Source organism: Curtobacterium sp. MCPF17_003 (assembly GCF_003224385.1).
GTDB lineage: Bacteria > Actinomycetota > Actinomycetes > Actinomycetales > Microbacteriaceae > Curtobacterium > Curtobacterium flaccumfaciens.
The window spans coordinates 33,601-46,176 of the sequence record NZ_QKLC01000005.1; the positions used below are offsets into that span (position 1 = coordinate 33,601).

A 12,576-nucleotide genomic window follows, 5' to 3' on the forward strand; every position below is an offset into this window, starting at 1 on the left:
GATGGTGGATCGAGATGGCCGGGGGCGCGTCCGTCACCGTCGGATCTCCGCGGACGACGGGCCCTGTCGGTACCGGACCTCGCCGTCGGGCAGGACGTCGATGTCGACCCGTGCGCGCCCCGGTTCGCTGGAGTGCCAGGACGGACCTCGGCGGTTCGACCAGCCCTCGAGCAACTCACCCGAGGCGAACCGGATGGCGATCCGCGCGCCCGTGACTGCACCGTCCGAGACGACCTTGTTGTGCAGGGCAAGGAGGTCGAGCAGGGACGGTTTGTCGCCGGGATCGAGGAACGCGTGCTCCCCGTCAGAGCCTGTCAGCGCGAAGTCGGTCTCGAACCGGAGCGACGCACCGCTCGAGAAGCGGATCGTCACGTCTGGTCCGATGCTGATGAGGTCGACGGTGTCGCCGGCGATGTCCAGCGCGAAGGGCTGGCGCGGAACGCCGCTCATCCTCGATCTCCTTCCGTGCCCGTGCTCGTGCTTCCGGTCGGCGGCTCGGTGCGGGCCGGGCGACCCTTCGGCCCGGAGACCTGCCAGGACTCGAACTCGGCATCGGGACCGGCGACGAGGGTGTCCCCGCCGTCGAAGATCAGCGTCAGTACGCCGTTCTCGGTCGAACTCCGAACAAGCTCGGCACCGAACAGCCGCAGGACCGGGAGCAGTGAGTCCTTGCGGTCGGGATCGACGACCGCGGTGCTTCCGGACCGGTCGGTGACGGTGCACTCGGATTCGAGCTGGACGCGGTAGCCGTTGCCGAACCCCAGCTCAAGCCGGAAGTCGACGCCTATGAGGTCGAGCGTGCCCGCGCGCTCGACGGTCATCGCGCCCCCGGTGGGGTCTGCCGTGTCACGGGTCACGATCGTTCACTCGTCCGAAATCTGCGCGGAGCCGACGACAGAGGGCCGGCGGAGTTCATTCCGCGTCGCATCTGTGAACCCCGGAAGTTCAAGACGGTCGACGTTCCTCTTCCTCATCCAGATCATGATCTCCCTGGTTGATTCAGGATCGTCGTTCACGGACTGCTAGTCGCCGAACAATTCGGACGACGTAGGAGTTGGACGATATCGAACTTCGTCGTAGGCCGGGAGCCACGGTTCCAGACCGAAGTGAGCACGAACCGCCTTCTCGAGGACGATCGGGGAATCGATCGTGAGCCGCGGGACCTGGGTAGCCTCCTGTCCCGTTGCCCGGCGCATTCTCGTTCCGTCGAAGTTCGTCACCCGGACTCCGTCGTAGTCGTCTGATCCGAAGCTGTAGGCGGGCAGGAAACGTGCCTGATCCGGAGCGCGGTTGCCCACTATCTGCCACATCCCCGGTCGGAATCGGGCGTCGAACGTCATCCGGGCCAGGAGTGGCGGAGTTGCGGCCACCTCGCTGAGGTCGAGGCTCTGAACTGCATCTTCAGGAACGACCAGATCGAAGACGACGACGTAGAACGAACTCTTGTACTTGCCGATCACTTGTCCGAGGGCAGCCCTGCCGTCGCCGAGGGGCACTGTGAAGATGTCGCCGATCGAGACCCTGTAGACCTGCTGTTTCGTACTCAATACGGGCTTCCTCCTGCCGCGTCGTAACGCTTGTCGCTCATCTGGTGGCGCTTGTTGGACAGGCCGCCATCCGGGTTGCCCTTGTTCGTGGGTCCGCCTTCGTTGCGAATGTGGAACTCTTCTCGACGGTCCAGGTCGACTCCTGGGTGCCCCCTGTCGATCCTCTCAAATCTGAACGCCGCATCCGGGTGTTCTCGTGCGTGAGCGGCCTGGCGCAGGAGGAAGTGGTCTTCACTCTTGGTCTGTCCGATGTAGGGCTTCAGGCCGTCGGTGATGTCCGTGCGCCGGTAGATGATGCCCGGTGGTACCGGCGTCTCGTCGCCGAGCTTCGCCACGGACGTCGGCAGGTGGACCTTCGACATCGTGCCGCCGGTGGCCGCCGACGTCGCGGCACCCTCGGCAGCGTTCCGGAGCAGGCCACCGGGGGTCACCGGCTGGCCGCTCACGGCGTAGTTCACGACGTTCTCGACCGCGCCCTCTGCGGCGTTGCCCAGCAGGTGCTTCCCGATCAGGGCACCGGCACCACCGCCGACCGCACCGAATGCCCCGCTGACGGCGACCTGGCCCCAGTTCACCTCGCCGGTCGTGGCCTTCTGGATGATCGTGTCGGCACCGGCGCTGATGAGCATCATGCCGACCGGACCGCCGACGCCGGTGGCGACGAGCACCCCGCCCGCGACGACCATGGCACCGCCGGCGACGTACTCCCAGTTGTCCGCGAACCAGTCACCGGTCGCGGCTGCGGCACGTGCGAGCGGCCCCTGCTGCGCCGCCGCGTAGGCCTCGAGCTCGGCGTCGGTGACGGGCGCGAGACCGAGCGGATCGATGGCGTGCAGCGGATCGTTGCCGGCGAACGAGTACGGGTTGCCGGCCCAGGCTGCTCCGGCGGGCGCGCTGATCGGGTCGACGGACAGGAAGCCGCGCGACGACGGGTCGTAGGCGCGGGCGCCCATCCACTCCAGGCCGGCGACCTGCAGCGAACCGTCTGCGCCGAGCGCGATGCCGCCCGGCAGCGCCGAACCTTCTAGATCGGCGAGCGTCTGCCACGGGTCGGCGTCGTCGGCTGCCCTCGTGGTGCGCCGACCGCTGGTGATCCAACCGTCGTCCACCCCGGTCAGGCCGCCGGGAGCGCGGACGACCGGTGAGTCACCGACTGCGAGGACGGTCGGCGCGAACGCGGCGGTGTCCCAGTCGATCGGGACGCCGTCGACCTCGGCGAGTTCGCCGAGGGCGTCGACGTGGAGGTCGGTCGTGGTGCTGCCTGCCGCGGTGGTCTCCGCCACCCCGGTGAGGTGACCCTGCGGGGTCCAGCCGTACGTGGTCGTCACGCCGTCGGCTCGGAGCGCCTGCACCCGTCGACCTGCGCCGTCGTAGGCGTACTCCGCCTCGGGCGCCCCGTCCGGAGCGTCGACCCTGGTCAGCTGTCCGGCGGCGTCGTACGTGAACCGCCGGGCCCCGGAGTCCGTCCGTTCCTCGGCCAGACGACCAGCGACGTCGTAGACCCAGTCCGTGCGACGGGCGTCCTGGACGGACGCCACCAGCTGCGCGGCATCGTCGTGCTCGTAGGTGGTGCTCCCACCGGGTCCGTCGACCCGGGTGATGCGCCCGTCGGCGTCGCGTTCGATCGTGCTGGCGTGCGTGCCGTCAGAGTCGATGCGCGCGTGCCGGACGACGTGTCCGTTCGCGTACTCCCAGGTCTGCAGCTGATCGCCGGCGCGGGCCTGCAGGAGCCGCCCCGCCGCGTCGTGCTCGTACCGGACCTCGCCGAAGGCCGAGTGGTCGACGCGGACGACCCGTCCGGTGGCGTCGTGCTCGTACCGGGTCGTGGACCCGTCAGGGGACTGCACCGAGGTGCGGAGTCCGTCGGCATCGTGGGTCCACCTGGTCTCGCGCGCGCCGGTGGCACGGCGGACGAGCCGGCCCAGTCGGCTGAACTCGAGGACGTGGGTGGCGGGGGAGTCGGGACGGGTCTCGTCGGTGATCGTCACCGTGCGAGCACGCGCATCGCGGTCGATGCGGCCGATCAACCGGTCACCGGCGTACTGCGCGGATTCACGCCCGGCCGCGTCGTACTCCCACCGCAGGACGCTGCCGTCCGGGTCCGTCTGGGTGAGCTGGCGCCCGGCCGCGTCGTAGGTCGCCGTCGTCGTGCGACCGAGCTGATCGGTGGACGAGGCCACCTTGTCGAGCTGCGTGTACGTGCGGAAAGTCACCCCACCCAGCGGATCGATGCTGCGGACGAGGCGCCCACGCTGGTCGTACTCGTACCGGGTGGTGCCGCCGAGCCCGTTCACCGCGGCGATGAGTTGTCCGGCGGCGTCGTAGCGGAAGGTCCGCTGGCCGAAACGGGTGTCGCGCGCCGACACGACCCGGCCCACGCGGTCGTACCGGTACCGGGCGGTGCCGACCCCGGGCACGTCTGCATGGACGACCCGACCCTGTCGGTCGTACTCGGTCCGGGCGACCTCGCCGGTCGGCAGGGTGCGCGCGACGACCCGTGAATCGGCGTCGTAGGTCAGCGTGGTGCGTGCGCCGGCGGGGTCGATCGCGCTGACCGGGCGGCCGCACGCGTCGTACTCGTACCGGGTGGTGCGGCCCGCCGGAGTGGTCACACCGACGACTCGTCCGGCCAGGTCACGCTCGATCCTGGTGAGTCCACCGTCCGCGTCGACGAGTTCGACCGGTCGGCCGCAGGCGTCGTACGTCGTGAGTTCGGCGGAGGCGTCTGTGTGCTCGAGCCGGGTCGGGCGCCCGAACTCGTCGGTCGTGACGGACACGGCATCGAAGGCGTCCCGGACCGTGGAGACGCCGTCAGCGCGCGAGCGCCCCACCTCGGTGCGGACACCGGTGGGGTCGACCGTCGCGCCGAGGGCTCCGACCGCGTCGTGCTCGCGTGTCCAGGTGCCGCCGGCCGGGTCGACCACGGCTTCGAGTCGGGAGAGCGCGTCGTGCACGAACGCCCACTCGGCACCGTCGGGCAGGGTCATCGACGAGACGTTGCCGAAGGCGTCGAAGTCCTTCGTCACGACGCGACCGAGGGGATCCGTGGTGGACACGATCTCGCCGTGCTGGCCGTAGGCGACCTCGGTGCGGGCACCGGTCGGATCGATCGTCGCCGTGACCCGACCGCCGTCGCCGTGCTCGAACCGCCACAGCCCGCCGTCCGGGTCCTCACGCGCGGTGAGCAGGCCGGCGGCGTCGTAGCGGTACCGGGTCCGGTTGCCGAGCGGTGTGACCGCCTCGATGATCCGGCCACCGGGGTCGCGGACCAACTGCGCGGTGTCGCCGACGGCGTTCTCGACCCCGGTGAGCTCACCGGACGCATCGTGGTGGAAGGAGACGACGACGCCCATCGGATCGGTCGTCCCCACGAGCAGGCCGTCCCGCCACTCGAGCAGCGTGCGACCGCCGACAGGGTCGATGACGACGGAGGGGTTCCGGTCGTCGCCCGCGTACTCGTACTCGACGACCCCGCCGTTCGCGGTGACCACCGTGGTCATGCGGTCCTGCTCGTCGTACCCGAAGGTCAGGTCGGCGCCCTCCGGTGTCACGGTCCGGACGCGCCGTCCCCGCTCGTCGTACCCGTGGACGGTCACCTGCCCGTCGCGCTCGGTCACCGAGACGAGGTTGCCGTGCGGGTCGTACGACATCGACTGACGCCGCCCGTCGGTGTCGATGATCCCGACGACCCGGCCCTTGCGGTCGGCGATCCACGTGTTGGTGTGGTCGCCGTCGACGTCGGAGACCGAGGTGACGCGGCCCGGCAGGTACGCGAACCGCACGCGCCGTCCGAACGGCGTGCGCTGCTCGACGACACGGCCACGGGCGTCGTAGGTGTTCTCGCACTCGACCACACCCGTGGCAGCGGTCACGCGGTCGATCAGCCCGTCGTCGTTCCAGCGGTACCGACGGCTGCCGACGGCGTCCGTCGCACGGACGAGTCGACGAGCATCGTCGTAGTGGTACTCCACGCGGCGTCCGTCGGAGGCGGTCGTCGACGCCACACGGTCGCCCGCGTACTCGACGTCGATGAACCGTCCGAAGACGTGCGACAGGCGGGTGATGCGGTCCTGCTCGTCACGCCGAACAGTCACGGTGGTGCCGGCTCCACGGCCGCTGCGCAACCACAGTCCGGACGGCGTGAACTCCCAGTGACCGCCGGCGTTGTCCTGGACGACGAGGGCGTTCCCCTCGGCCCGGAGCCACAGGTCCTCGCCGACCGCGCGGTCCCAGCCGTCGCCCTGCCGCGGGAAGTCGACCTGCCGGCCGTCGTCGAGCACGACCGACGCGGCGTCGTCGGTGATCTCCAGACGGGTGTCGAGGATCGAGGACCACCCGAGCCCGAACACCCCGGCACGGCCGTCGAGCGAGTTGTACATCCGGGTGAGCCGGAGCGACGCCGACTGCCCGGCGAACGACAGGTCGGTCTCGGGCTCCAGGAAGTTGCCCGTGGCGGTGTTGACGGGATCGTCGGCGAACCCGTTCGTCGGGGGCGTCCCCATCGCCGAGAACGGTCCGATGGTGAAGTCGTCACGTCCGGCGTCGATCCCCGCCGCGGACAGGGCCGCCGCGATCGCCGCGTCCGACAGCGTCGCGGGCCCGGCACCACCACCGGCGGCTTCGAACTGCGCGGCGACGGTGCCCGCCCAGTCGGCGTCCTGCCCGTTCGCGGTGAGCCAGTCGTTGACGGCGGTCAGCAGCGACTGGGCGTTCAGCGTGCCCCAGCAGGGGTTGCACTCGGCCTCGTAGTCGCTCAGGGCGTTGCGGAACGTGGAGACGGCACCCGACAGGTCGGAGTCGAGCGTGCGGGTGTTCGCCTCGAAGGAGCGGAGGTCTTCGGGGACGGCCGACGACGTCCCACCGCTGGTCCCACCACCCGCGGGGATCTCCCGCCCCTTGACGCTGACCTCGTCCGCCTGCAGACGCGGCTCCGGTTCCGGCTCCGGGGGCTTCGGGTCGTCACCTCCGCCGAACCAGGTCGAGATCTCGTGTCCGGCGCCGACGAAGAAGTTCTCCTCGCGTTCTCGCTTGCGGGCGTCCCACGCCTTCGCCTGCTTCCGCCGGTCGTCTTCGTCCTCCGCGGCGTCGCGGAGTTCCTGCACGAACCCCGACAGGCTCTGCAACGACTCGACGAGCTTCGTCGCGCTGCGCGCACCGATGTCGGCGTTGTCCGCGAAGACCTCGGAGAAGTACCCCCGGAACTCTGCACTCGCGGTCGTCACCGATGACGACCGCGACCCGGACTGGCCGCCGATCGACGACGCGAGCGCCGTCGAAGCCGATTTGAGCGTGTCCGCCGCGCTGTACGAGTAGCCGGTCGGATCGTTCCCGTGGATCTTCGCCATCGTCAATTCCCCCCATGGTGCTGACCGGCCCATCCTGTCACGGCCAGCGACTGAAATGCCAGAGGACCGCATGCATCCGAAACGAGCAACGGACAGGAGGCGCGGTGCCAGCTGGCACCGCGCCTCCTGTCCGTCAACGGGTCGCGTCTACGCGACCGCCGCCTGCACCTGCCGCTGGACGCGTCCGAGCATGCCCACCATGCCGCGGATCCGCAGCGGGCTGACCGCCTCGGACAGGCCGATGGTCAGCGGGTAGTCCGTCGGCACGGCGAGCACCTGCTCGACGGTGAGGCCGGACAGTCCCTGCGCCAGGATCGAGGCGAAGCCGCGGGTGGTCGGCGCCTCGCGCGGGGCGGTGGCGTGCATCCGGACCACGTCCGGGGCGTCGCCGTCCTCGCCCACCGTCACGGTGATGAAGACGGGGGACTGGCACTCCTCGACGCGTTCGAGCTCGTCCTCGTGTCCCTGCAGGCGTTCGGGCAGCGCGGGCAGCTCGTTCGAGAACTCGAGCAGGAGCTGCAGGCGGTCCTTCTGGCCCAGGGCGAGGAAGTCGTCGCGGATCTCGGCGAGGGTGGCGGGGAGTGGTGCGTCGGTGCTGGCGTTCATCGGTTCGGAACAGTACCCGGCTCGGATCCCTGCACGATGGGGACGCGGACGGCGCTGCCCCACTCGGTCCACGAGCCGTCGTAGTTGCGGACGTTGTCGTAGCCGAGCAGGTGCTGCAGGACGAACCAGGTGTGGCTCGAGCGCTCACCGATGCGGCAGTAGGCGATGACCTCGTCGGCGTCACCGATGCCGGCGCCGTCGCGGTAGACGGCGTCGAGCTCGTCGCGTGACTTGAAGGTGCCGTCGGGGGCTGCGGCCGTCGCCCAGGGGATGTTCACGGCGGTGGGGACGTGGCCGCCGCGCAGCGCACCCTCTTCCGGGTAGTCGGGCACCGTCGTGCGCTCCCCGCTGTACTCCGGGGCGCTGCGGACGTCGATGAGCGGCTTGCCGAGGTGCGCGAGGACGTCGTCCTTGAAGGCGCGGACGGGCTCGTCGTGGCGCTCGACGACGGGGTACTCGACGGGCGTGACCAGGGTCTCGTCCGTGGTCAGGGCGCGGTCCTCGGCGATCCACTTGCCGCGACCGCCGTCGAGCAGGCGGACGTCCTCGTGGCCGAACAGGGTGAACACCCAGAGGGCGTACGCCGCCCACCAGTTGTTCTTGTCGCCGTAGATCACGACCGTGGTGTCACGGCCGATGCCCTTGCCGCCGAGGAGCTCGGCGAAGGCGGCACCGTCGATGTAGTCGCGCTGCACCGGGTCGTTGAGGTCGGTGTGCCAGTCGATCTTCACGGCGCCCGGGATGTGCCCCGTCTCGTAGAGCAGGACGTCCTCGTCGGACTCGACGACCACCAGGTCGGGCGCGCCGGCCCCGGCGTCGAGTTGCTCCTGCAGCCACTCGGTGGAGACGAGGCGCTCCGGGTGCGCGTAGGCGGCGAACTTCTCGGACGGGTCAACCGGTGCGGTCATCGGGGGTACCTCCAGGGGGTGCGGGGGAGCGTGGTGCTGGGGAGCGTGCTGCTGGCGCCGGACTAGGATCGGGCGTCGGTGCCTGTGGGCAACGGTACGCGGACGTACCGTGCCCCTGACGCAACGTGACACCCCACGACATGCTTCCCGGAAGGGTTCCCCGATTGCCCGCTCACCTCGTCGACCGTGATCCCCGGGTGACCCCGCAGCAGATGGCCGCGGCGCTCGTGCCCCCGCCCCAGTTCACGGACGCGTCGTTCGACTCGTACCGGCCGGACCCGGACTACGACTCGCAGGCCTCGGTCCGCGACGCCGTCGCCGCGTTCGTGGCCGCCGGTCCCGCGGACGCCCCGCGGCGCGGGCTGTTCGGGCGCCGGAAGCAGGCGGCGGAGCCCGCAGCGAAGTCCGGCGTGTACCTGGACGGCGGGTTCGGCGTCGGCAAGACCCACCTGCTCGCAGCCGCCTACCACGCGGCCACCGGGCGGAAGACGTTCGGCACCTTCATCGAGTACACCGCGCTCGTGGGCGCCCTGGGGTTCCAGGGGACGGTCGACCTGCTCCGCGGCACCGCACTGGTGTGCATCGACGAGTTCGAACTCGACGACCCGGGCGACACGATGGTGATGACCCGGCTCATCAAGGAACTGACCGAGACCGGCACCCGCTTCGCCGCGACGTCGAACACGCCCCCGGGAGCCCTGGGCGAGGGACGCTTCGCCGCCCAGGACTTCCTGCGCGAGATCCAGGCGATGTCGGACCGCTTCGACACCATGCGCATCGACGGCCTCGACTACCGCCGACGTGCCGTCGACGAGTCGGCGCAGGTCGTGTCCGACGTGCCCGCCGCGCTGCCGTCCGGCACCGTGACGCTCGACGACTTCGGCGCGGTGGTCGCGCACCTGGGTTCCGTGCACCCCTCGAAGTACGTCGCGCTGGTCGAGGACCTCGACGCCGTCGGGCTCACCGACGTCCGGGCGTTCACCGACCAGACCGACGCGCTGCGCTGGGTCGCCCTGGTGGACCGGCTGTACGACGCTCAGGTGCGCATCGTCGCCTCGGGCACCCCGCTCGACCAGGTGTACCCCGACGTGATGCTCGAGGGCGGGTACCGCAAGAAGTACCTGCGCGCGGCGTCCCGCGTGGTGGCGCTCACCCGCGCCTGAGCGTCCCTCGCCGTCAGACCGATCTGTCCACGGCGGTCTCCTGCCCCTCGCGCAGGGGACATCGGGGCGGCGGAAACACGACGTTTACAAACGGCGCGGTCGCGTTACATCCGCGAAACAGTTCGTGCTCCCTCGTGAAACCTCGCCTCGCCAGACTCTGTGACACCCGAGGCGGTCCAAGAGCCGCTCGTGCAATCGAGAGGTGAGCAGATGCTTGATCAGGGCAACACGACGTTCGTGTTGGTGATGGCTGCGCTGGTGTTGTTCATGACACCCGGCCTGGCCTTCTTCTACGGCGGCTTGGTGAAGGCCAAGTCCGTCATCTCCATGATGATGATGTCGTTCGGTGCGATCGCGCTCGTGAGCGTGCTCTGGGTGGTCTACGGCTACGCGATCGCCTTCGCCAACCACGGCGACGGCACAGCGGTCTCCGGCGTGGTCGGGTTCTTCAGCATCGACTGGAACCAGATCGGGCTCGGCCAGGCCTTCGAGGAGGCGCAGTCCTCGAACATCCAGGCGGCGTACCCGTCGATGGCCTTCGTCGGGTTCCAGGCGACGTTCGCGATCATCACCGTCGCGCTCATCTCCGGCGCCATCGCCGACCGCGCCAAGTTCGGCGCGTGGATGGTCTTCGCCGGCGTCTGGGTGACAGTCGTCTACTTCCCGGTGGCCTCGTGGGTCTTCAACCTGACCTCCGGCTGGGCCGCCACGTGGGGCGTCATCGACTTCGCCGGTGGCACCGCGGTGCACATCAACGCCGGTGCCGCAGGGCTCGCCCTGGCGATCGTGCTCGGCAAGCGCGTCGGCTTCGCCAAGGGCGCGCACAAGCCGCACAACCCACCCTTCGTCCTGCTCGGTGCCGCCATCCTGTGGTTCGGCTGGTTCGGCTTCAACGCCGGCTCCGAGGGCGCGGCTGACGGCATCGCGGCGATCGCCTGGGTGAACACCCTCGCCGCCCCGGCCGCCGCCATCCTCGGCTGGCTGCTCATCGAGAAGCTCAAGGACGGCAAGGCGACCTCCGTCGGTGCCGCCTCGGGTGCCGTCACCGGCCTCGTCGCGATCACCCCGGCCTGCGCCGCGCTGACCCCGGGCTGGGGCATCCTGCTCGGCTTCCTCGCCGGCATCGTCTGCTGCTTCGCCATCGACTGGAAGTACCGCCTGGGCTTCGACGACTCGCTCGACGTGGTCGGCGTCCACCTGGTCGGCGGCATCTTCGGCACGCTGTTCCTCGGCTTCTTCGCCAACGACACCGGCCTGATCTACTCCGGCTCGTTCGAGCAGCTCGGCAAGCAGGCCGCAGCAGCCCTCGCCGTCGGCGTCTACTCGTTCGTGCTCGCCCTGGTCATCGGGTTCGCGATCGAGAAGACGATGGGCTTCCGCGTCAAGACCGAGGACGAGGTCGCAGGCATCGACACCGCCGTCCACGGCGAAGAGGGCTACGTCCTCTACGAGCAGACCGACGACAGCCCGGTCAGCGTCCGCTAGACACGCTCCAGCACCACACGACGACGGGCCCCGCGCACACAGCAGCGCGGGGCCCGTCGTCGTGTGCCGGGCCGCGCCCGACCGGTAGGGTTCCGGCGTGGACGACGTCACCCTCGCGCACCCGCTCGTCGACGCCGTCGGGCCCGGCTTCGTCGTCTCCGAGACCGATGCCGCGGTCGTGTCGCTGTCGTCCGCCCGCATGGGCCTGGTGCTCGAGACACGGGCCGCCGACGTCGCGTGCGTGCTGCTCACGCCGCCCACCAGCCGCGTCACCCCGGCGATGCTCGCGATGCTCCGGCGGACGAGCAGCGCGTGGGTCGTCCGCGAGGGCGACCGCTACCGCGCCGCCGGCTCCGCCGAGGTCGTCGACGACGTCGCGACCGCGATGCTCGCTCCGCAGTCCTCGCCGCGCACCACCCGGCTCGGTGCCGACGAGGTCCCGTGGGTCGAGCTGATCGTGTCCGTCCATCACCCCGCCACCGGGCAGGCCGGCATCGGCCGCACCGCCGAGCTCCTGCTCGAGGGAATCGCCGGCAGCGTGCCCACCGCCTGGGGCACGGTCGAGCCGGCCACGCTCGCGTGGCGCGTCGACGCCGTCACGGACTTCGCCCGTGGGCGCGCGCCCCGTCCGACCCGGCTCGTCGCCGTCGCCCCGGTCGACGGTGGGTTCGCCGCGGTGCAGCTCCGCATCGAGCGGTCCGCGACGGGCGTCACCGAGGAGACACGGTTGGCACTGCCACGGCCGGGAGGCACGGTGCCGGTCCCCGGGAACGACTCGCCTCCGGTGGAGGGTCCGATCGTCGACGTCCTGGCCGACCTCGCGCGTCGACAGCGAGTGCTGCTCGCGACGGCGTGGCGGTCGGGCGGGCACGCAGACGCGACCCTCGCCGCTCGGCAGCGCGGCATGCCCGTCCCCCTCGGAGCGGTCGTCGGTGCCGCCGCCGTGCGGGACCTCGGCGTCGACACCGGTTCGTTGCCGGTGGGTGCCATGCCGGTCGGGACGCCGCGCGTGCCGTCGCTGCTGCTCGACTTCTCGCCGCCGACCGCAGGGCTGACCGGGGGCGCCGAGGTGGAGGCCCGCTGGCGGGGGCTCGCCGAGCTCGGCACCGTGCTCGGCCCCCGTGCCGTCGAACTGCTCGGGTTCGGGGCGGACCGATGAGCGCCGAGTGGACGATCCTCAGCGCCGAGCACGTGGATGCCGCTGCCGTGCTGACCGGGGCTGCTGCGGTCGACCCGACGCTCGGCATCCGCCAGCTCTGGCTGGGCGATGCGCTACAGCTCGTGTCGGACGACGGAGTGGTGCTCCTCACGCTCTTCCAGTCCCGCCGGCTCGACAGCGTCACCGACGCGGAGCGGCTGCTCGCCGGACCCTTGTCGGTGGCGGGTGATCGGCTATGGTGGACCGAGATCCACACGGCCGCGCAACCCCCGTTCCGGGGGACGGCCGAGCGGATCGTGCACAGCATCGCGGACGCCGCCGGGGGAACGGCTGCGTCCCGAGCCGTGCACTGACCACGCGATC

At 70.6% G+C, this 12,576-nt stretch carries 10 protein-coding genes; 4 read left to right on the forward strand and 6 right to left on the reverse strand.

Annotated elements, in window-relative coordinates; translation table 11 throughout:
- Window positions 1-33: 33 nt before the first annotated feature.
- From DEJ30_RS06690 to DEJ30_RS06715, 6 genes are all read right to left on the reverse strand, one after another.
- Window positions 34-450 carry a DUF6188 family protein gene (locus DEJ30_RS06690; RefSeq protein WP_110859590.1) on the reverse strand — a complete coding sequence of 139 codons (417 nt, stop codon included), beginning with the start codon at window positions 448-450 and terminating at the stop codon, window positions 34-36.
- Window positions 447-857: a DUF6188 family protein gene (locus DEJ30_RS06695; protein WP_110859591.1), complete on the reverse strand. Its 411-nt coding sequence runs from the start codon at window positions 855-857 to the stop codon at window positions 447-449. Before DEJ30_RS06695 ends, DEJ30_RS06690 begins: the two co-directional genes overlap by 4 nt.
- Window positions 858-1,022: 165 nt before the next feature.
- Window positions 1,023-1,547 carry an Imm26 family immunity protein gene (locus DEJ30_RS06700; RefSeq protein WP_110859592.1) on the reverse strand — a complete coding sequence of 175 codons (525 nt, stop codon included), beginning with the start codon at window positions 1,545-1,547 and terminating at the stop codon, window positions 1,023-1,025.
- Complete coding sequence (locus DEJ30_RS06705) at window positions 1,544-6,892, reverse strand: DUF6531 domain-containing protein (protein WP_146238511.1); 5,349 nt, start codon at window positions 6,890-6,892, stop codon at window positions 1,544-1,546. The genes DEJ30_RS06700 and DEJ30_RS06705 overlap by 4 nt, the downstream gene beginning before the upstream one ends.
- Window positions 6,893-7,039: 147 nt before the next feature.
- Entirely contained in the window at window positions 7,040-7,498 is a 459-nt protein-coding gene (locus DEJ30_RS06710; RefSeq protein WP_027465483.1) for a SufE family protein, read from the reverse strand.
- Entirely contained in the window at window positions 7,495-8,406 is a 912-nt protein-coding gene (locus DEJ30_RS06715) for a sulfurtransferase (protein ID WP_110859594.1), read from the reverse strand. Before DEJ30_RS06715 ends, DEJ30_RS06710 begins: the two co-directional genes overlap by 4 nt.
- Window positions 8,407-8,546: 140 nt before the next feature.
- Here DEJ30_RS06715 and zapE point away from each other — a divergent pair, with 140 nt between their 5' ends.
- The 4 genes from zapE to DEJ30_RS06735 all read left to right on the forward strand — a co-directional run bounded on the left by zapE (window position 8,547) and on the right by DEJ30_RS06735 (window position 12,566).
- Window positions 8,547-9,569, forward strand: a complete 1,023-nt coding sequence (gene zapE, locus DEJ30_RS06720) for a cell division protein ZapE (protein ID WP_110859595.1) — start codon at window positions 8,547-8,549, stop codon at window positions 9,567-9,569.
- Window positions 9,570-9,779: 210 nt separating this feature from the next.
- Window positions 9,780-11,054 carry an ammonium transporter gene (locus DEJ30_RS06725; RefSeq protein ID WP_110859596.1) on the forward strand — a complete coding sequence of 425 codons (1,275 nt, stop codon included), beginning with the start codon at window positions 9,780-9,782 and terminating at the stop codon, window positions 11,052-11,054.
- A gap of 97 nt (window positions 11,055-11,151) precedes the next feature.
- The gene (locus DEJ30_RS06730) at window positions 11,152-12,213 is read left to right on the forward strand and encodes a DUF6177 family protein (RefSeq protein ID WP_110859597.1); all 1,062 of its coding nucleotides are present in this window, start codon (window positions 11,152-11,154) and stop codon (window positions 12,211-12,213) included.
- The gene (locus DEJ30_RS06735; protein ID WP_110859598.1) at window positions 12,210-12,566 is read left to right on the forward strand and encodes a hypothetical protein; all 357 of its coding nucleotides are present in this window, start codon (window positions 12,210-12,212) and stop codon (window positions 12,564-12,566) included. The genes DEJ30_RS06730 and DEJ30_RS06735 overlap by 4 nt, the downstream gene beginning before the upstream one ends.
- Window positions 12,567-12,576: the final 10 nt, after the last annotated feature.